This window comes from Exiguobacterium sp. s63 (genome assembly GCF_018617335.1).
Taxonomy (GTDB): Bacteria; Bacillota; Bacilli; order Exiguobacteriales; family Exiguobacteriaceae; genus Exiguobacterium.
On sequence record NZ_JACSKB010000004.1, the window covers coordinates 178259 to 197764 of the forward strand.

A 19506-nucleotide genomic window follows, 5' to 3' on the forward strand; every position below is an offset into this window, starting at 1 on the left:
TTGTGATGAATCCCTCATACCTTTATCATACCTAACTCTTCGAATTAGAACAGATTTATTCGACTCCGACAAGTTACCTCCATCAAATCCACACAAAAAAGCCACAAAAAAGCCAATTCTTTGACAGAATTGGCTCATGCTTCGAGTTGTGCCTCGAAAGGTACTTCGTATTCCGGGACGTGGAGGGCATGCAAATACAGTTGGAAACTCGATTTGGATACCTCATATAGTACGTATTCAACGTCACCTTGGTTGATCTCTGCAAGTAATTCGGAACGAATCTCGTTTGCGCAAAATGCATAAGGTAGCTTTTCTGCGGCAGCAATCGACCGTTCATTCGATTTACGGATCTTTAAAAATACACTTTCAATATCAAGTTCAAAGAAAAGTTCTGAGAAGAATGATTCCTTTGCCACTTGATTATAACCTTTGCCGTGATATGGCTTGCCAAGCCACGTACCAAGGAATCCATAGCCAGATTCGACATCAAACAAGCTGATTGTCCCGATTGGGGTGCCATACTCGTTCGTGATGGTACGTGAGATGATTTTTCCTTGCTCCTCTAGCTCGATGATTTGCTTCGTGCTAAATAAAAACTCGTCAAAGTGGACCGTCTTTTGACGGACATACGGAAAGACATCTGGGTGTTGCATCAGTTCGAACAACTCCGCGCAGTCGGTGAGCTCACGAAATTTGAGCACCTTTACATTCCTCCTCCTATTTCAGACCGCTGAAGAATAGTCGTAACGAAAGCATACTTCTGGCTTCGCTGTTCGAACCGCCTTGGCTGCTTTATGAAGTTACAAGATAATTTTATATAGTATTTTTAAAAAAGCAAGTAAATTATGCGTAAAAACGTTATGAAAAATAATGAAAATTATTCGACCTCGTGATGCGATTCAGCGCGGTCTGTTTTATAGACAATTTCACCGTTCACAATCGTCATGATTGGCTTGGATAAGTAGTCGAGTGGGAAATGACTCCACAGCACGAGATCGGCGTCTTTTCCAACTTCGAGAGATCCTATCCGATCATCAACACCGAGTGATTCTGCTGGATTGATTGTGATTCCTCGTAACGCGACATCGACAGGTAACCCTTCACGTGCCGCAAGTCCGGCACACAAATTTAAGTACTGGACAGGTGTGTACGGATGGTCGGTCGTGATGGAAACGGACATGCCATGCTCATGAAGAATCCGATAGGTTTCCCACGTCTTATTTTGTAGCTCGATTTTTGACTTACGTGTAAACGTCGGGCCAACGGTGACATGTTTCACACCGAGTTCCTGTAACTTTTCTGCGACGAGATGCCCTTCCGTACAATGTTCGATTCGGTAGTCAAGGTTGAACTCATGCGCGAAACGGACGACAGAAAGAATATCGTCTGCACGGTGCGCATGCACGCGAATCGGCATTTCGCGGTCGAGAGCGAGTTGAATCATTTGGCTACCAAACGTTCCGATTGTTTTCGTCGATCCGACAGTTCGGAACGCTTCACGCAACAACCCCATGATCCCCATTCGTGTCAGGTCTCCTGTTTTCCCCATGCTATGAATGCGTTTCGGGTTTTCGCCGAGTGCCATCTTCAGTCCGGCATGACGACGGACGATCATATCGTCAATGTAGCGACCGTGAGTTTTGATGACGCTAGTCACACCACCGATGACATTCATACTTCCAGGCATGACCTGGACAGCGGTCACACCTGCCATCAGTGCTTCCTCAAACCCTTCGTCAAGTGGATACACGCCATCGATCGCACGGGCATGTGGGGTCATCGCCTCGACCGTTTCGTTCGCATCGTTCCCGACAGACCCTGTCCCTTCATCGTATAAACCAAGATGGGTATGGGCATCGATGAAACCGGGGAATAAAAAGTTTCCTTCTGCCTCGATCACGTGCTCTCCATCAAGTGGTTCGAGCAATTCGGCCATTTCGACAATTTTTCCATCGCGGACACGAAGGTCTCCATAAAAATGTGATGCGGTGATCGGGTAAATATGGGCGTTTCGAATAAGTAAGTGACTCAATCTTCATTCTCCTTAAGCTTCGTGTAATAGTTGTGTGAGTGCAGGTTCAAGCGTTTCGTATCGGAATTCAAATCCATGTTGCAATGCCTTCGTTGGAACGACTTTCGCCCCTTCTAGGACGATGACACTTTTTTCACCAAGGACAAGCTCCATCATCGGAGCAGGTGCCGGGATCCAATGAGGACGATGCATGACTTTCGCAATTGTCTTTCCGAATTCATTCATCGTGACGGGTGTAGGTGCGGTTCCGTTGACGGGACCTTCAATGGAATCGGTTTCGATGACGTGTACGAACAAGCGAACGAGATCATCTAAATGAATCCACGGGACCCACTGCTTACCTGACCCAATTTTACCACCGACCCCGAATTGATAGGGAAGTTTCATGAGTGGGAAGGCGCCACCATCATTGGATAAGACGACACCGGTACGCATCGTCACGAGACGAACGCCTAAGTCACGTATCGGTTCTGCTTCCTGTTCCCAAAGGACACACACATTACCGAGGAAATTGGTCCGTGTCGGTAATGGCGTTTCTTCTGAATAGGTAATGGAGCGGTCTTCACCGTAAATACCGATGGCCGAACCACTGACGACGACCTGTGGTTTTTGTTTCAACTGTTGAATGATCCGGACGACTTCTTTCGTTCCCTCAATCCGGCTTTGAAGGATGGCTTGTTTTTGTTTATGGGTCCATCGTCCGTCGTTGATAGAAGCACCGGCCAAATGGATGAACGCGTCCGTTCCCTCGAGTTCTTCCTCTGGTTTACTATTCGGTGTCAACCATTCGATAAAGGACACCCCGCGATGACGAGGGCGTGGATGACGCGTCAATACGACGACTTGATGCCCGGCATCGGCTAATGCACGGACGAGTGGTTGACCGATGAGTCCGGTCCCACCAGTGATTGCGATTTTCATGAAATTCCCTCCGATATCATGTGTTGTTTCTAAAATGGGTATAAGTCAGTATATCCAATATGAATACCCTTTCTTCTAACTTATCAAAAATCCTTTACGTTTCTTGAACGTGATATGTTAGAAACATGGAATGGAGGGGAGTCGTTATGAAAATTGCGAAGTTCACGACCCAAAAAAAGAATCAAGATCGACTGAACGTCTTCATTGAGCGTGAGGGGAAAGAAGAGTTTGCGTTCGCCATCGATGTTGATGTGTTCATCAAGTATGGGCTCACAAAAGGAATGGAGCTCGAAGACGATTTTGTTCAAGACGTCCTTGAGGCGGAGGAAGCTCAGAAGGCCTATAAGTTAGCCATCAATTATTTATCGTATCGAATGCGCGCCATCTCAGAGGTACGCGACTACCTTGTGAAGAAGGAGTTGAGCGAATCGGCGATCAAACATGCCATCACGCGACTGAAAGAGCAGCGTTACTTGAATGATGCCGAATTCGCGAAAGCGTACGTTCAAACGAAATTCAATACGAGTCCGAGTGGACCGATCAAAATCAAACGGGAACTGGAGCAACTCCAGATTTCACCAGACGTCATCGAATCGGTATTGTCGTCAATCACGCACGAAGAACGCGTTGAGAAGGCCGGAAAGTTCATAAAACGGAAACAAATGGAAACAAATCGCCGTTCTGCCACAGAAGTGCAACAAAGAATTCAACAAACCCTGATGCAAAGGGGGTTTACCTTTGATATTATTTCAGAGGCGATTCAAACTTTTTGGGAAGAAGAGGACGAGGATGTCGAGATTGCGGCATGTCTGAAGCAGGCTGAAAAGTTGAATCGGAAGTTCAGCGGGTATGATGCGTTCGAGCGCAAGCAGCGCATGAAGATGCAGCTTCGGCGCAAAGGATTTCCGTATGATGTGATTGAACGTACGTTAGAGAGACTCGTTGAAGAAGAATCGTGATGGGACATCTGTTTACGGTAGGGGAAAACACGAAAAGGTGGTTCTACAATGACGATTTTTGAATGGATTACAGCACTAACACCGATTGTGGCCGTGCTCATCTTATTGGTCATTATGCGTTTACCTGCATCAGTAGCCATGCCCTTGTCACTCGTGACGACGGCGATTTTAGCATTCTTCGTTTGGCAATTGGATGCGACTCGAATCATGGCGGCGACGCTACAAGGACTCGTCATCGCCGTGACGACAGTATGGATTGTCTATGGTGCGATTGGGATGATGAATACGATGAAAGAAGGGGGCGGAATGAATGCGATTCGCTCTGGATTCGTCAACATCACACCCGACCCGCGTATTCAAGTTCTGATTGTAGGTTGGCTGTTCGTTTCATTCATTGAAGGGGCTTCAGGGTTTGGTACACCGGCGACGGTTGCGGCACCGCTCTTGATGGCGCTCGGTTTTCCACCGATTGCCGCTGTCGTCATCGCACTGTCTGCGGACGTATCAGCCGTCACATTCGGTGCGGTCGGGACACCGGCACTCATCGGGATCGGGAATGGTCTTTCGCTCGACGTGAACCAGCCCGAGTCGATTGAGTTTATTACAGATGTCGTCTTGCAGACTGTATTGATCGATATGGTGGTCGGTCTATTCATTCCATTTATTTTGATTTTGATGTTAACCCGTTTCTTCAGTAAGGAGAAGTCGATTAAACCGGCACTCGAAGTATTTCCAATCGCAATCGTGGCCGCGCTATTGTACAGCGTGCCTGCGTACATTTGGACACTCATCCTCGGATTTGAATTCGGTGGGATGCTTGGTGGACTAACGGGTCTCGTCATCCTCGTCGCAATGGCTCGTAAAGGAATCTTCATGCCGAAGCGCGTATGGACGTTCGATGGATATGCGGATGAAGTAGAACCTTCAGCTGAAAAAACGACCTCGAAATCCAACCCTCGTGAACTACCTCAATGGAAAGCGTGGGCACCTTACCTTATTCTAACTGTTTTCTTGATTTTAACGCGTATTGTTCCGTTTTTAAACGAGTTAACACGCAGCGTCCGCATCGACCTTCAGAACATACTAGGTGTCGAAGGAATCTCAACTTCTTGGGAACCGTTCTATTCACCAGGATTCATGTTTATATTGACCATCATCGTCACATTCTTCCTACACAACATGAGTTGGTCACAAGTGACGTCGGTCTTTAAGTCGACGACGCTTGGAGTCGTCGGCACAGCAATCACGTTAGCGGCTTCTGTTCCAATGGTCCGTATCTTCATCCACTCCGAAAATGGTGGTGCCGGACTTGAGTCTATGCCGGTCGAACTTGCAACGGCAGCTGCTGATACGTTCGGTGGGGTATGGCCGCTTGTCGCACCGTGGATCGGGGCGCTCGGTGCCTTCGTCTCGGGATCGGCGACCTTCTCAAACATGATGTTTTCAAGTTTAACGACAAACGTAGCAGAGTCTGTCGGACTTAACGAGACACTCGCCTTATCGATGCAGATGGCAGGGGCGAACGCAGGGAACATGATCTGTGTGTTGAACGTCGTAGCGGTGGCTTCCGTTGCGGGACTGCTCGGTAAAGAGGGGACCATCATTCGATACACGCTCATGCCGATGATTTATTACGTCACGGCAACAGGGGTCATTGGTCTCGTTTTGGGCATGTTTTTCTTAAACTAAATCAAGTTACAATTTTTTTACAAAATAATGTTGACAATTTTCAGAACAGTCTGCTAAGGTTTGAGTAGATTTTAAAACAATGAAACGAGAGGAGCCAGAATGATGAACAACATTGTACTTACAAACACACTCAAAACATCATATGGCTACTCGTATTTGACTGCGTGACTTTGGCAGCTGGATAGGGGTAGTGTCCTTTCCCTGACCATGCAAAAGACTGAAGACTACTTCAAGCGCGCTTCATTTGATTGGTTGCACAATCAGGTGGAGTGCGCTTTTTTGCGTGTTCGGATGGATTGGGCGGAAGGGGGAAATCAGTCATGAAACTGATTAAACAATTGGATTGGTTTATTAAAAGACAGAAACGGACGTATGTGATTGCGATCATCTTACTGATCATCACAGGGGTTGTAGACATGCTACCACCTTGGATTATTGGACGGGCGATTGATGCGATTCGTGAAGGAAGTTTGACGACAGAACGATTGATTTTAATCGTGTCATCGTTACTCGGCATCATGGTGTTGTCGTACGTGATGTCGTACTTGTGGATTGCCCGACTCTTCGGGACAGCCTTTTTACTTGAAAAGAAATTGAGAGGTCGCTTCTTCGGTCACCTCCTCAAACAGACACCGCGCTTTTATCAGCAGCATCGTACGGGTGACTTGATGGCACTTGCGACGAATGACTTGAAAGCGGTGGAGCGGACAGCGGGATTTGGGGTCATGACATTGGTCGACTCGTTCAACATGACGCTCATCGCCTTGACGATCATGGGCGTGTTCATCGATTGGAAGTTGACGCTTGCGGCACTTTTGCCGATGCCAATTCTCGCTTGGTCGATGAATAAACTTGGTAGCCAGATTCATACGCGCTTTACGGCAGCCCAGGATTCGTTCGGAGTGATGAACGACCAAGTCGTCGAATCCATTTCCGGTCTTCGGGTCGTTCGTTCATTCGTCCAAGAAGAGGCGGATACGAAAAAGTTTGATGACATCACAGATGATGTGTTGGAGAAAAATATGCACGTTGCAAAAATTGACGTCTTGTTTGAACCGGTTATCAAGTTGCTCGTTGGACTCAGCTATTTGATTGGTCTTTCGTTTGGGACGTACCTCGTCTTTACGAACGACATTACGCTCGGTCAACTCGTCTCGTTCAACATTTATTTAGGGATGCTCATTTGGCCGATGTATGCCTTCGGGGAACTCATCAACGTCGTCCAACGCGGAACAGCAAGCTTGGAACGAATTGAATCGACGATGAATGAGGTGCCAGACGTATCCTCTACGGGTACATTGCACATCGACGTTCCTGAGAAAATCACATTTAAATCACTCTCATTCCGTTATCCGAATGCGAATCGTGATTCGTTAGAAGACATCGTCCTACACGTCTCACGTGGTGAAACGATTGGGGTCGTTGGACCGACCGGGGCCGGCAAGACGACGTTACTCCGTCAGTTACTACGGGAGTATCCGATTGACGATTCGCTTCTCGTTAACGGGGTTCCGATTTCGGACATTAAACTTGAAACGGTTCGCGGATGGAGTGGGTATGTCTCGCAAGAGCATCTCCTGTTCTCGAAAACGGTTCGCGATAACATTCGTTTCGGCGTAGACGATGTATCGGATGAAGCGCTCGAGACGGCGATTCACCTCGCTGCGTTTGATACGGACATCGAACACTTGGAGAACGGGCTCGATACCGTTGTCGGGGAGCAAGGGGTCATGCTATCGGGTGGACAAAAGCAACGTCTGTCGATTGCACGAGCGCTACTCAAAAATCCTGAGATTCTGCTTCTTGACGATTCACTCTCGGCAGTCGATGCGAAGACAGAATCGCGCATTATCGATTCCGTTCGCACGAGTCGTGAGGCGAAGACGACCTTTATCGTCGCACACCGTCTTTCTGCCGTGGCGCATGCCGATCAAATCCTCGTCCTTCAAGATGGACGAGTCACCGAGCGCGGTACTCATGACCAACTGATGGAACGCCAAGGTTGGTATTATGAACAATTTATTCGACAAGGAGAGTCGGAGTAATCCGGGAAAGGGGGAATCTCTCATGATCGATCAATATGAATTAGATCCAGTCCGTCGGAAGAAAACGATCCGTTCACTCGTTGGGTATGCCAAGCAAGTGAAACGTTCGATCTTCCTCGGATTGACATTACTCTTTTTAGCGGTCGGTGCAGAACTTGCCGGACCGTATATCGCCAAAATCATTATCGATGAGCATATCGTTGCCATCGAACGTGACTGGGTTCAAGTTGAATCTGGCGGCAGTGTTTCCTTTGATGGGGACTCATATGAGAAAGAAACAAGACTCGATGGACAGGACGTGATTCAACCCGTCTCAATCGTTCAGACGACCGATGGGTACTATCTCGTTCCCGATGCGGTTATGAGCGGAGGGGTCCGAGACGTCGAAGGAGACGTGCTGACGATTACAAGAGGTGACGAGTCGGCGACATATGAAAATATTGTCTCGCTCTCGTCGACCGATGTGTTCCAGTTTTATCAGACGGACTTGCGAGCGGTGCTTCTCTTGTCGGGACTTTATGTCGTTCTGTTATTACTCGCCGCCGGATTGAACTGGGGGCAACAGATGCTTTTACAACGGTCGGCGCACAGTATCGTGAAAACGATGCGCCTTGACGTGATGAAGCATCTTCAAACCATTCCGGTCCGCTATTTTGACCAAACCCCAATCGGGAAAATTGTCAGTCGTGTCACAAATGACACGGAGACGATTCGAGACCTGTATTTAGGGGTTCTCGCTCGCGTCTTCCAAAGTGTCGTCATGATGATCGGGGTACTCATTGCGATGTTCTTCTTAGACGTTCGTCTAGGACTGGTCTCACTTATCATCATTCCGGTCGTTATCGTCTGGATCAAGTTGTTCCAACGTTTCTCGACGAAGAATAACTTCCGTGTCCGTGCTCTCGTTGCGGATATGAACGCGCAGTTGAACGAGAGCATTCAAACGATGCCAATCATTCAATCGTACGTCCGTGAAGACCTCGTTTACGACGAGTTTAACGAGAAAAACAGTGACAACTTCCAAACGAGACGAAAGTTGTTGAAATTGGATGCATTGATGAGTCATAACCTCGTCAACTTCTTCCGGAACATGGCGCTCGCTTTACTCATCTGGTTCGTCGGGGCGCAAACGCTCGGGACGGGTAGTGTACTGACGCTTGGGATTTTGTATGCGTATATCGATTACGTCTCGCGAATTTTTGAGCCGGTGACACAAATCATGAACCAATTGTCGCCACTCCAACAGGCGCTTGTCTCGGCCGACCGGATGTTCCAACTGCTCGACGAGAAAGGGGAGCCGGTCTCGTCAGAACGTCTTCCGCGCTTTAAAGGGGAAGTCGTCTTTGATGATGTGACTTTCAGTTATGAAGCAGGGAAGCCGGTATTGCAACAGATTGAGCTCCATGCCGCTCCTGGTGAGACGGTTGCACTCGTTGGACATACGGGGAGTGGGAAGAGTTCAATCATGAACTTGCTCATGCGCTTCTACGATCCATCTGCCGGAGTTCTTCGGATTGATGGCATGGACGTGACGAAATTACCGACGCAGGCGGTACGAGACCATCTCGGGATCGTCTTACAAGACCCGTTCCTATTCACGGGAACGATTCGCACGAACGTCACCCTTGGCGATGAGACAATCACGGATGAACAAGTGTGGAAAGCACTCACAGCCGTCGGGGCGGATCGTTTCGTGAAGCAGCTGCCAAAAGGTATCGATGAGCCGGTGATTGAGCGTGGAGCTTCTCTCTCGAGTGGGGAACGTCAGTTGATCAGTTTCGCCCGCGCCCTCGTCTTTGACCCAGCAATCCTCGTCCTCGATGAGGCGACAGCGAGTGTCGACTCGGAGACGGAGGCATTGATTCAAGAGGCACTCAAAACCCTCACGTACGGTCGAACGACGTTTGTCATCGCCCACCGTCTCTCGACGATTCGGGAAGCGGATCAGATTCTCGTCCTCGACCACGGTCGAATCATCGAGCGAGGCAATCACCAGTCGCTCATCGAATTCGGTGGTGTTTACGCTCGAATGCACGAGTTACAAAGTAAGCAACAAGCAATCAGTTAAAACGGTTATAGGTAGGAAATCTAGTCGACATCGATTCGTTCATCGTCTAGTATCAACCGAACAATCTAACCATCTAACCATCACACAACTTCAAGGCGAACTGAGTAATATACTCAGTCTCGCCTTTTTCTTTTTATGCAAAATCTGATACGCTTACATCGAGGTGAACGAAATGGAAAAGCGCTTAAGTGACTTATCGAAATATGAGTTAGAGCAAGAGATTCAAGCATTACACGAACGGAAACGGAAGGCTGAACAAATGGGCATGGTCAGTGAAATCGAAGTCGTCCTTCGACGGATTGCGATTGCCGAAAGCTATTTGATCGACCCGACATCGTTCCGTCCTGGTGAAACATATGTCGTCAACTTTAACAATCAACCGTTCCATTTAAAATTCGTCAACGGTGTCATGGGCTGGGGGACGTTTGAAGGGGACATGACAGAACGGGCCATCCCCCTCTCTGAACTGTCGGAGGTGAAACGATGAATCGAAACGAACAGTATGAGCGACTCGCGGCCATTTTAAAAGAGAAAAATGACGTATTGAACGATACGGAAGCCATCACTTGGGTCGAAGTGCTATGGGAAGATTTTGAGACATCACTCGCCAAGGCAGGCGAACCGTATCCAGGGGAGGCGAAGGCGTTCCAGTACGTCATTCAACAGATTGATGCATACGGTGCACAGCTCCATTTGTTCCAAACAAAAAACGAGAAGTTTAAGCACTTGATGTCAAAACGAAATTTACACTGAATCACGTCCGTTGCGACGTGATTTTTTATTTGCAATTCTCATTCAGTTCGTTATAATGAAGGTCGCTAATAGTTTGCTTTTAAGTATAGTATAGATAAACTTTCTTTAGTTGAACTCATGTTTCACTAAACTAGAAGGAGGCGTTCAGTCGTTGGAAGTAGGTCAAAACATTAAGCGACTCCGGATTAAAAAAGGATTGACCCAAGAAGAGTTGGCGGAGCGCACGGATTTGAGTAAGGGATATATTTCTCAAATCGAACGGGATTTAAGCTCCCCTTCACTCGAGACGTTATTTGATTTATTAAGTGTTCTTGGAAGTTCTCCGAAAGAGTTCTTCGATGAAGACTTGAATCAAAAAGTCGTATACACGGTCGACGATCGCACCACGTATACAGATGAAGAACGGAAATATCGAACGGAATGGCTCATTCCAGAATCGAATGAAAAAGAGATGGAACCGATTCTCGTCACGTTCTTCAAACATGGTGAATTTAAACAATATGAACCTTCCCGTTCAGAGACACTCGTATACGTCTTATCTGGTAAAGTGGCTCTCAAATTAGGGAATCACACGTATTTCGCCAAGGCAGGGGAAACGATGTATTATGTCGCCTCAGATTCACATCAGCTCGTCAACGACAATGACGGTGAGAGTGAATGCCTCATTGTAGCGACCCATTCGTATTTATAAGTCAATAGAGGAGGAAACAGCATGAATGCAGAGACAATGATTCGCTTTGACCGTGTGTCTAAGCGATACGACGATACCGTCGTTCTAGAAGATATCAGTTTTGAGATTGAGCGTGGAAAGTTTTATACGCTTCTCGGTCCATCGGGATGTGGGAAGACAACGATTTTACGATTGATCGCCGGATTTACCGATGCAACTGAAGGGGATATTCACTTCAGTGGTAAACGAATCAACGATGTGCCGGCCAACAAACGACAAGTGAATACCGTGTTCCAAGACTATGCGCTGTTTCCTCATTTAAACGTATTTGAGAATGTCGCGTTCGGTCTCCGGATTAAAAAGTTAAAAGAGGCAGACGTGAAAGCGAAAGTGGAACAAGCCCTCAAATTTGTCAACTTAGAAGGATATGGCTCACGTGAAATCGATGAGATGTCCGGAGGACAGCGCCAACGAGTCGCCATCGCCCGTGCAATCGTGAACGAGCCGGAAGTCATCCTCCTCGACGAACCCCTTTCTGCCTTAGACTTAAAACTACGGACAGAAATGCAGTATGAACTTCGTGAGTTACAGCAACGCCTTGGCATCACATTCATCTTCGTCACACACGATCAAGAAGAAGCACTCGCCATGTCGGATGAGATTTTCGTCATGAACAACGGAAAAATTGTTCAAAGCGGGACACCGACTGATATTTATGACGAACCGATCAACCGTTTCGTCGCCGACTTTATCGGAGAATCAAATATCGTTCCGGGTGTCATGCCAGAAGACAACGTCGTCACGTTCGCTGGTAAAACGTTCGACTGTGTCGACCAAGGATTCGACCGCAATGAAAAAGTCGAGGTCATCATTCGCCCAGAAGACTTGGAGATGACATCGATCGATGCGGCGAAACTTGTCGTCGACGTCGATTCTCAATTGTTCCGAGGTGTTCATTACGAGATTTGCTGTTACGACCAAGAAGGAAACGAATGGCTTGTCCATTCGACGAAGAAATCGATAGTCGGATCGAAAATCGGATTGACGTTTGATGAAGAAGCCATTCACGTCATGCGTTTAGGGGAAACGGAAGAAGAGTTCGACCGTCGTCTTGAATCCTATGAGGAGGTCCCTCATGAATCAAACTAATCAGACCGCAAAGACGGTATATTTGACGACCTATTGGATTTGGATTGCCTTGTTCGTCATCGCACCACTCGTCCTCGTCGTCTATTATTCCTTTTTTGATATCGATGGGAATTTGAGTTTAGAGAACTATCAAACGTTCTTCACGTCGACGTATTTAACGATGACGCTGTCTTCGTTTTGGTACGCGTTCCTCATTACGTTCTTCTCGCTACTCGTCGGGTATCCAACGGCATACTTGTTGACGAAGACGAAGCATAAACAGCTTTGGCTCTTGCTCATCTTGTTGCCGTCTTGGATTAACCTATTGTTAAAAGCGTATGCGTTCCTTGGTATTTTTGGAACGTACGGGATTACGAATCAGTTTTTAGAGGCAATTGGAATTGGGACGAAACAGATTCTCTTCACGGACTTCAGTTTCGTTTTCGTCTCGGTATACATCTTCATCCCGTTCATGATTTTGCCGATTTACAATGCCATTGAGAAGCTACCGCCATCACTCGTCTACGCATCCCGTGATTTAGGTGCATCGAACTGGACGACATTCCGACGTGTCATCTTCCCGTTGACGCTTGACGGCGTCAAATCGGGAATTCAAATCGTCTTTATTCCGGCGTTGTCGCTCTTCATGATCACACGCCTGATTGCTGGAAACCGTGTCATCACGCTCGGGACAGCGATTGAACAACAATTCCTCGTTACGCAAAACTGGGGGATGGGATCCACGATTGCCGTCTTCTTAATCTTGGCGATGGTTCTCGTCATGGTCATCACGCGTGACTGGGGTGCGAAAGGAGCGGTGCGTCGATGAAACGCAAACGATTCAAACTATCAAACCTATATTTGGCGGCCGTCTTCTTTATTCTATATGCGCCAATTCTTTATTTGGTGTTCTACTCGTTCAATAGTGGTGGAACGATGAGTAACTTCGAAGGCTTCACCCTCGAATGGTACAAGTCGCTCTTCACGGATACGAGACTTCTCGTTATCGTCTTGAACACAATCGTCATTGCGCTACTCTCGGCGACCATTTCGACCGTGCTTGGCGTCATCGGGGCGCTCGCCATTTATACGGCGAAACAAAAATATACGAAGACATCCCTCTTATCATTGAACAACGTCTTGATCGTCAGTCCGGACGTTATCATCGGGGCATCATTTTTGATTCTCTTCACGATGCTCGGGATTCAGTTAGGCTTTTATTCGGTCCTCTTGTCGCACATCGCCTTCTCGGTTCCGATTGTCGTCATCTTGGTGTTACCGAAACTCCAAGAGATGAGTCCGACGTTGATTGATGCCTCACGTGACCTAGGTGCGAGTACGTGGGACGTATTGACGAAAGTCATTTTGCCATATATCACGCCAGGTGTATTTGCCGGATTCTTCACGGCACTCACATACTCCTTAGATGATTTTGCGGTGACGTTCTTCGTGACGGGGAACGGATTTACGACGCTCGCTGTAGAAGTTTATTCACGGGCACGTCAAGGCATCTCGCTTGAAATCAATGCGTTATCTGCCATCTTGTTCGTCTTTACGCTCATTCTTGTCATCGGTTATTATGTGTTGGCACAACGAGGATCAAAGGAGGTTAGACGATGAAAAAACTAGTCATCATGCTGGCTGTCCCTTTAATTGTCAGCTTCGGTCTTCTTCTTTGGATTCAGCAGTTGAATGCCGCACAAGGCTTCGGTGGCGACAACACGCTTGTCGTCTATAACTGGGGAGACTACATCGATGAAGACTTGATTGGGGAGTTCGAAGAGCAGAGCGGGTTGAAGGTCGTTTACCAAACATTCGATTCGAACGAAGCGATGCTCACGAAAATTGAGCAAGGTGGTACGGCCTTTGATGTCGCCGTCCCATCCGATTATGCAATCAGCAAGATGAGAGAAGAGAACTTGCTTCTCCCGATCGATTACGACAAACTTGAGAATTTCGACAACATCGACCCTCGTTTTCTCGATAAATCGTTCGACCCTGGTAACAAGTACTCAGTCCCTTATTTCTGGGGAACGGTCGGGATTGTCTATAATCCCGAACTAGTCGACGGTGAGATCACCTCGTGGAACGACTTATGGGAGATGCCCCTTAAAAACGATATCCTTCTTGCGGACGGGACTCGAGAAGTGATGGGCTTCGGCTTGAACTCGCTCGGGTACTCCCTCAATACGACGAACAAAGATGAGTTGATTGAGGCGGAAGAAAAGTTAACGACGCTTTGGCCAAACATTAAGGCCATCGTCGGAGACGAGATCAAAATGTTGATGGCGAACCGTGAAGCGGCGGCAGCCGTCGTCTGGTCTGGGGATGCGTCGGAAATCATGTATGAGAATGAAGAACTGACGTATGTCATCCCGGAAGAGGGGACGAATCTATGGTTCGATAACCTTGTCATTCCGAATACGGCACAAAACGTGGACGGGGCGCATCAGTTCATCGACTTCATGTTAGATGCTGAAATCGCAGCACGTAACACGGATTACGTTGGATATTCGACTCCGAACGAGGCAGCACTTGAGTTCTTGGATGAAGAAGTGACGTCAGACGAGCGGTTCTATCCGTCTCGTGAAGTGACACAAGATCTTGAAGTGTACGAAAACCTCGGGAAGCGTATGAACGCTTACTATAACGAATTGTATTTACGCTTTAAAATGCAGAGTAAATGACGAAACATCCCCGCGTTCATGATGAGTGCGGGGATGTTTGTTTACTGCTTGATCGTCGATTTGATGTCTTCGATATGTTTCAAGGTGACAGCTGCATCGACTTGCGTGAAGGAAGTGAGTACTTCGTATAGTCGTAATTGTTCATCATGATCAAAGACGAAATCCTGATAGGTGATCAGCTGTTTAGCCCATTGTTGCCGATTCAGGACAGGAACATCAGGTGATTCGATTTGTTTGAGCGTCGAGCGGTTGCTGAACACAATCCAGGAATGGAGGTGTGTACGGTCTAGTCCAAGCACTTGCTCGATGGCTTTAAGATGCAATTCATTTTGTTTGATCGGATTGAAGAAGCGATGCTTTTTTCGACGAGGGAGGGTCTGTGTCCAATATTGGTCACGTGCCCGACCGAATATCCATCCACTATAATTTTTGGATTCGATGACATGAACGCCAGCCTGATTGATGAAGACGACGTCAATTTCTGTTGTGCGACCTTGTTTCGATGGATGTGGCAAATAGAGGTTCGTCAAAATCAGGGGTTGAAAGAATTTTGACTCGATTTCTGCCACGCATAAATATTCTCCGAATAGACCGGTATCCTGGACCACTTTGAAGTAGGAGTGCCGAGTTTGTTGGGCATACTGACTGTTTTGATAACGTTTGATCTTATAGACGATGATGAGTGTGAGGATTAAAAAAATGGGTGCAAATATGCTGATTAAAATAACCAAAATACTTTCTAACCATTCTGTTAGCAATGAAGCCATCGAATCCCTCCCTTTTTATCTACTATACAAAAAAGAAACGTATATAATATGTAATTTTTTAGCAATGGGGATAATCGTTTTTTTTCAAATGATAAAGGACCCATCGAAACGGGTCCCTTCAGTCATGCTTCACGTTTTAATGCGTCACGCTCTTCTTCTGTAAAGACTCGAGAACGTCCTAAAAATCGTTTCCCTTCGACACCCTCGAGAGAAAACATGCCACCCCGACCATCGACCACATCGATGATCAGTTGTGTATGTTTCCAATAATCATACTGTTTCTCGTGGATATAGAACGGTGTCTCTCCGATCTCCCCAAGGAGTACATCGTGGTCACCAATCATAAACTCGTCACGAGGGAAGCACATTGGTGCACTCCCATCGCAGCAGCCTCCTGATTGGTGAAAGAGAAGGGGACCGTGTTTTGATTTTAGACGTTCGATGAGTTCGAGCGCGGCGGGGGTGGCCTCGACTCGTTTTACCATCTTAAAAGAACCCGAGCTTTTGTTCGCTGTAGCTGACGAGCATGTTTTTCGTCCGTTGATAATGACCGAGCATCATCTTATGGTTCTCGCGACCAATCCCAGACATTTTATACCCACCGAATGCAGCATGTGCCGGGTATGAATGGTAGCAGTTGATCCAAACACGACCTGCTTGAATTTCACGACCGAAACGATAAGCGCGGTTCATGTCACGAGTCCACACGCCTGCCCCGAGTCCGTAAAGCGTATCGTTCGCGATGGCGAGTGCTTCCGCATCATCTTTGAACGTCGTGACGGATAAGACCGGTCCGAAAATTTCTTCTTGGAAGATCCGCATCTTGTTATGACCTTTGAAGATCGTCGGTTGAATGTAGTACCCATCCGCGAGATCTCCGTCCATCATGTTTCGCTCTCCACCGATTAGGCATTCTGCGCCCTCTTCTTTCCCGATTTGGAGATAAGATAGGATTTTCTCCATCTGTTCGTTCGATGCTTGTGCACCCATCATAACGTCTGAATCGAGCGGATTGCCGAGTTTGATTGCTTTGACGCGCTCAAGCACGCGTTCCATGAACTTGTCATAAATCGACTCTTGAATCAATGCACGAGACGGACATGTACAAACTTCTCCTTGATTCAAGGCGAACATGACGAGACCTTCAATCGCTTTATCAAAGAAATCGTCATCCGCGTCCATGATGTCGGCAAAGAAGATGTTTGGTGACTTTCCACCGAGCTCAAGCGTGACCGGGATGATATTTTGAGAAGCGTATTGCATGATTAGGCGACCCGTCGTCGTCTCACCGGTGAAGGCGACTTTATCGACACGGTCGCTCGACGCGAGTGGTTTCCCGGCTTCGAGTCCGAAACCGTTTACGATATTGACGACACCAGGTGGTAATAAGTCTTCAATCAGTTCCATGAGGACGAGGATGGAAGAAGGTGTTTGTTCGGCCGGTTTTAACACGACGCAGTTTCCGGCAGCGAGGGCTGGAGCGAGTTTCCAAACAGCCATTAGAATCGGGAAGTTCCACGGAATAATTTGTGCGACGACCCCTAGCGGCTCGTGGAAGTGATAGGCGACCGTATCGTGATCGAGTTCACTGATACCACCTTCTTGAGAGCGGATGACTCCAGCGAAGTAACGGAAGTGATCGATGGCGAGTGGAAGGTCAGCGTTGAGCGTTTCACGAACAGCCTTCCCATTTTCCCATGTTTCCGCGTAGGCAAGCATCTCAAGGTTCTCTTCCATACGGTCTGCAATTTTATTTAAGATGACAGAACGCTCCGTGACGGACGTTTTGCCCCAATCGTCTTTGGCTGCATGAGCGGCATCTAAAGCAAGTTCTACATCCTCTTTCGTTGAGCGGGCGACTTCACATAATACTTTCCCATTCACAGGGGACGTGTTTTCAAAGTATTCTCCACCAGCTGGTGCGGTCCACTTTCCGTTAATGTAGTTCTCATAACGGTCCTTAAACTGTACTTTCGTTCCTGCTGAGTTCGGTACTTCATAAATCATGATCGTTCCTCCCTTTTCATACGAGATAGAGGAGTTATGTATGCGCTTACATTTCTAAGTAAGCGAACGACTCCCTTTTTCATCGTAACGGTCTTTTGTGATAAAAGTCAAAATTTTTCGACAATAATTTGTCAATCTTTTGGAAAACCGTTTTGAAGTCAAGATTTGTGGTAATCACTAGATTGTACACATTAATCCATCCATAAGGAGTGAGTCACGATGGCTAAGACATATCAAGTTGACCCGGCGCATAGTTCAATCACATTCACGGTCAAGCATATGATGATTTCTAAGGTGAAGGGCGAGTTCAAAGAATTTGATATTAAGGCGAACGGTGAGCCGGACGATTTAGCGAATGCGAGCGTGAGAGTGACGATTCAGGCAGCATCCGTCGATACGAACAACACGGATCGGGATAACCACCTTCGTTCAGGCGATTTCTTCAATGCCGAGGAACATCCGCATCTCGTCTTTCACTCGACATCTTTCCGTTCAAAAGGGGGCGGAGAATTCGAATTGACAGGGGACTTAACGATTCGAGGAACGACTCGGGAAGAAACATTTGAAGTGGAGTATGAGGGAAGCGCAAAAGATCCATGGGGCAATACGAAACATGCCTTCTCCGGTAAAGGTTCGCTCAACCGTGAGGATTATGGATTAACATGGAACCAGGCGCTCGAGGCGGGCGGTGTCCTCGTCGATAAGAAAGTCAAATTTGAGTTCGAGCTTCAGTTCACTGAATCAGAGGCATAAGAAAAGTCGCTCAGATGAGCGACTTTTTATTGTTCGTATACCAATTTCTTCTGAAGGCTGTCCTCACTAAACACCCAACCCGTAAAGGAAGACAATACCTCGTTCGACTGCTCATCAACGATGACGACAGCGACGAACGGATACATATTTTTAGAGAAGTAGCGTAAATTTGTGAAGCGATATTCAATCATTCCGTTATGGCGTGTCACAGTATATGTGTGAATTTTTGAAAACTCGAGGAACGCTTGTAAATCAGCATTTTTTCGAGCTTCGACGAAATGAAGATCGTCTTCTCCCGGCATCGGTTTGTCGCGGAAGCGACCACATTCGATGACTTTCCCTTTCTTCACTTTTACGGCTCCGAGACCATCGCGGAAACGGACGGCGACGTGCCAATCATCCCAACCGATTCCTGGTGAGATGAACAGTTCATGTGCGCCTGCAAAGTGTCGTGCCACAGTGGCGAGCGCACGGTTACGCAATTTAAACTGAATCGCATAGTAACTGATGACAAGCGCAATGAGCAATGCAAAAATAGGGACAGTCGCACCCGTTATCATCCATAATGCATATGCCCCGTAATAAGCGGAGAACAAATACGGATCAAACGTCCCGATCACACCCCAGCCAATCCATTTTTTTGAGAACGGCTGTAACGCCTGCGTCCCATAAGCGTTGAACAGGTCGACCGTGACATGTAACAACACGGCGATTTGTGCCATCACCCAAAGAGAGGCAGGATTGACGCCAAGGACCGTCCCGATGACGGCACTGACGAGAATCGGCCAAGCGAGCAATGCGGTGATTCCGTGTGAACGACCGCGATGTTGGCGTAAATACGTGCTATTTCCTTTTAACTTAAAGACGGTGTCGAAGTCTGGTGCATGCGAGCCGACGAGCGCCGTCGCTGTCATGGCCAAAAACATCTGTGCATCGCCTGACACTTCCGGGCTGAGCGTCGCGATGGCACTTAATCCAAGTCCCATACCAATGTGTGTCGCAGTATCCAATGTGCTTCAGCACCTCC

19 protein-coding genes are annotated in these 19506 nt (G+C 47.4%); 12 read left to right on the forward strand and 7 right to left on the reverse strand.

Annotated elements, in window-relative coordinates; genetic code table 11:
* Window positions 1-134: 134 nt before the first annotated feature.
* The 3 genes from KNO90_RS13025 to KNO90_RS13035 form a co-directional block, all read right to left on the reverse strand.
* Entirely contained in the window at window positions 135-701 is a 567-nt protein-coding gene (locus tag KNO90_RS13025) for a GNAT family N-acetyltransferase (RefSeq protein ID WP_214779466.1), read from the reverse strand.
* A 176-nt stretch (window positions 702-877) separates the two neighbouring features.
* Complete coding sequence (locus KNO90_RS13030; protein WP_215113767.1) at window positions 878-2032, reverse strand: amidohydrolase; 1155 nt, start codon at window positions 2030-2032, stop codon at window positions 878-880.
* Window positions 2033-2044: 12 nt separating this feature from the next.
* Window positions 2045-2953 (reverse strand): TIGR01777 family oxidoreductase, encoded by a 909-nt coding sequence (locus tag KNO90_RS13035; RefSeq protein WP_214742867.1) that lies wholly within the window; start codon window positions 2951-2953, stop codon window positions 2045-2047.
* A gap of 146 nt (window positions 2954-3099) precedes the next feature.
* On the opposite strand from KNO90_RS13035, the gene recX reads away from it, so the two are divergent.
* The 11 genes from recX to KNO90_RS13090 all read left to right on the forward strand — a co-directional run bounded on the left by recX (window position 3100) and on the right by KNO90_RS13090 (window position 14952).
* Entirely contained in the window at window positions 3100-3912 is an 813-nt protein-coding gene (gene recX, locus KNO90_RS13040) for a recombination regulator RecX (RefSeq protein WP_214742868.1), read from the forward strand.
* Between the two features lie 48 nt (window positions 3913-3960).
* A complete protein-coding gene (locus tag KNO90_RS13045) occupies window positions 3961-5601 on the forward strand; it encodes an L-lactate permease (protein ID WP_214742869.1) in 1641 nt (546 codons plus the stop codon).
* A gap of 320 nt (window positions 5602-5921) precedes the next feature.
* Window positions 5922-7646 (forward strand): ABC transporter ATP-binding protein, encoded by a 1725-nt coding sequence (locus KNO90_RS13050; RefSeq protein WP_214742870.1) that lies wholly within the window; start codon window positions 5922-5924, stop codon window positions 7644-7646.
* A gap of 22 nt (window positions 7647-7668) precedes the next feature.
* Window positions 7669-9714, forward strand: coding sequence for an ABC transporter ATP-binding protein (locus KNO90_RS13055; protein ID WP_214779478.1), 2046 nt, complete (start codon window positions 7669-7671; stop codon window positions 9712-9714).
* Between the two features lie 172 nt (window positions 9715-9886).
* Entirely contained in the window at window positions 9887-10201 is a 315-nt protein-coding gene (locus KNO90_RS13060) for a YfhH family protein (RefSeq protein WP_215113768.1), read from the forward strand.
* Entirely contained in the window at window positions 10198-10467 is a 270-nt protein-coding gene (locus KNO90_RS13065; protein WP_214742873.1) for a YfhJ family protein, read from the forward strand. Before KNO90_RS13060 ends, KNO90_RS13065 begins: the two co-directional genes overlap by 4 nt.
* Before the next feature lie 151 nt (window positions 10468-10618).
* Window positions 10619-11158, forward strand: coding sequence for a helix-turn-helix domain-containing protein (locus KNO90_RS13070; protein WP_214742874.1), 540 nt, complete (start codon window positions 10619-10621; stop codon window positions 11156-11158).
* 21 nt (window positions 11159-11179) lie between these two features.
* Entirely contained in the window at window positions 11180-12286 is a 1107-nt protein-coding gene (locus KNO90_RS13075) for an ABC transporter ATP-binding protein (protein WP_214742875.1), read from the forward strand.
* Window positions 12273-13094: an ABC transporter permease gene (locus KNO90_RS13080; protein WP_215113769.1), complete on the forward strand. Its 822-nt coding sequence runs from the start codon at window positions 12273-12275 to the stop codon at window positions 13092-13094. The genes KNO90_RS13075 and KNO90_RS13080 overlap by 14 nt, the downstream gene beginning before the upstream one ends.
* On the forward strand, window positions 13091-13885 hold the full coding sequence (locus KNO90_RS13085) for an ABC transporter permease (RefSeq protein ID WP_074037704.1): 795 nt from the start codon (window positions 13091-13093) through the stop codon (window positions 13883-13885). Before KNO90_RS13080 ends, KNO90_RS13085 begins: the two co-directional genes overlap by 4 nt.
* A complete protein-coding gene (locus tag KNO90_RS13090) occupies window positions 13882-14952 on the forward strand; it encodes an ABC transporter substrate-binding protein (RefSeq protein WP_214742877.1) in 1071 nt (356 codons plus the stop codon). The genes KNO90_RS13085 and KNO90_RS13090 overlap by 4 nt, the downstream gene beginning before the upstream one ends.
* A gap of 41 nt (window positions 14953-14993) precedes the next feature.
* On the opposite strand, the gene KNO90_RS13095 is transcribed toward KNO90_RS13090, so the two are convergent.
* The 3 genes from KNO90_RS13095 to adh form a co-directional block, all read right to left on the reverse strand.
* Entirely contained in the window at window positions 14994-15719 is a 726-nt protein-coding gene (locus KNO90_RS13095; protein WP_214742878.1) for a nuclease-related domain-containing protein, read from the reverse strand.
* Between the two features lie 122 nt (window positions 15720-15841).
* Window positions 15842-16204, reverse strand: a complete 363-nt coding sequence (locus tag KNO90_RS13100; protein WP_214742879.1) for a DUF779 domain-containing protein — start codon at window positions 16202-16204, stop codon at window positions 15842-15844.
* A 1-nt stretch (window position 16205) separates the two neighbouring features.
* On the reverse strand, window positions 16206-17726 hold the full coding sequence (adh, locus tag KNO90_RS13105; protein ID WP_214742880.1) for an aldehyde dehydrogenase: 1521 nt from the start codon (window positions 17724-17726) through the stop codon (window positions 16206-16208).
* Between the two features lie 219 nt (window positions 17727-17945).
* On the opposite strand from adh, the gene KNO90_RS13110 reads away from it, so the two are divergent.
* Window positions 17946-18479: a YceI family protein gene (locus tag KNO90_RS13110; protein ID WP_214742881.1), complete on the forward strand. Its 534-nt coding sequence runs from the start codon at window positions 17946-17948 to the stop codon at window positions 18477-18479.
* Between the two features lie 26 nt (window positions 18480-18505).
* Here the strand turns inward: KNO90_RS13110 and KNO90_RS13115 are convergent, their stop codons facing one another.
* Entirely contained in the window at window positions 18506-19489 is a 984-nt protein-coding gene (locus tag KNO90_RS13115) for a metal-dependent hydrolase (protein WP_215113770.1), read from the reverse strand.
* Window positions 19490-19506: the final 17 nt, after the last annotated feature.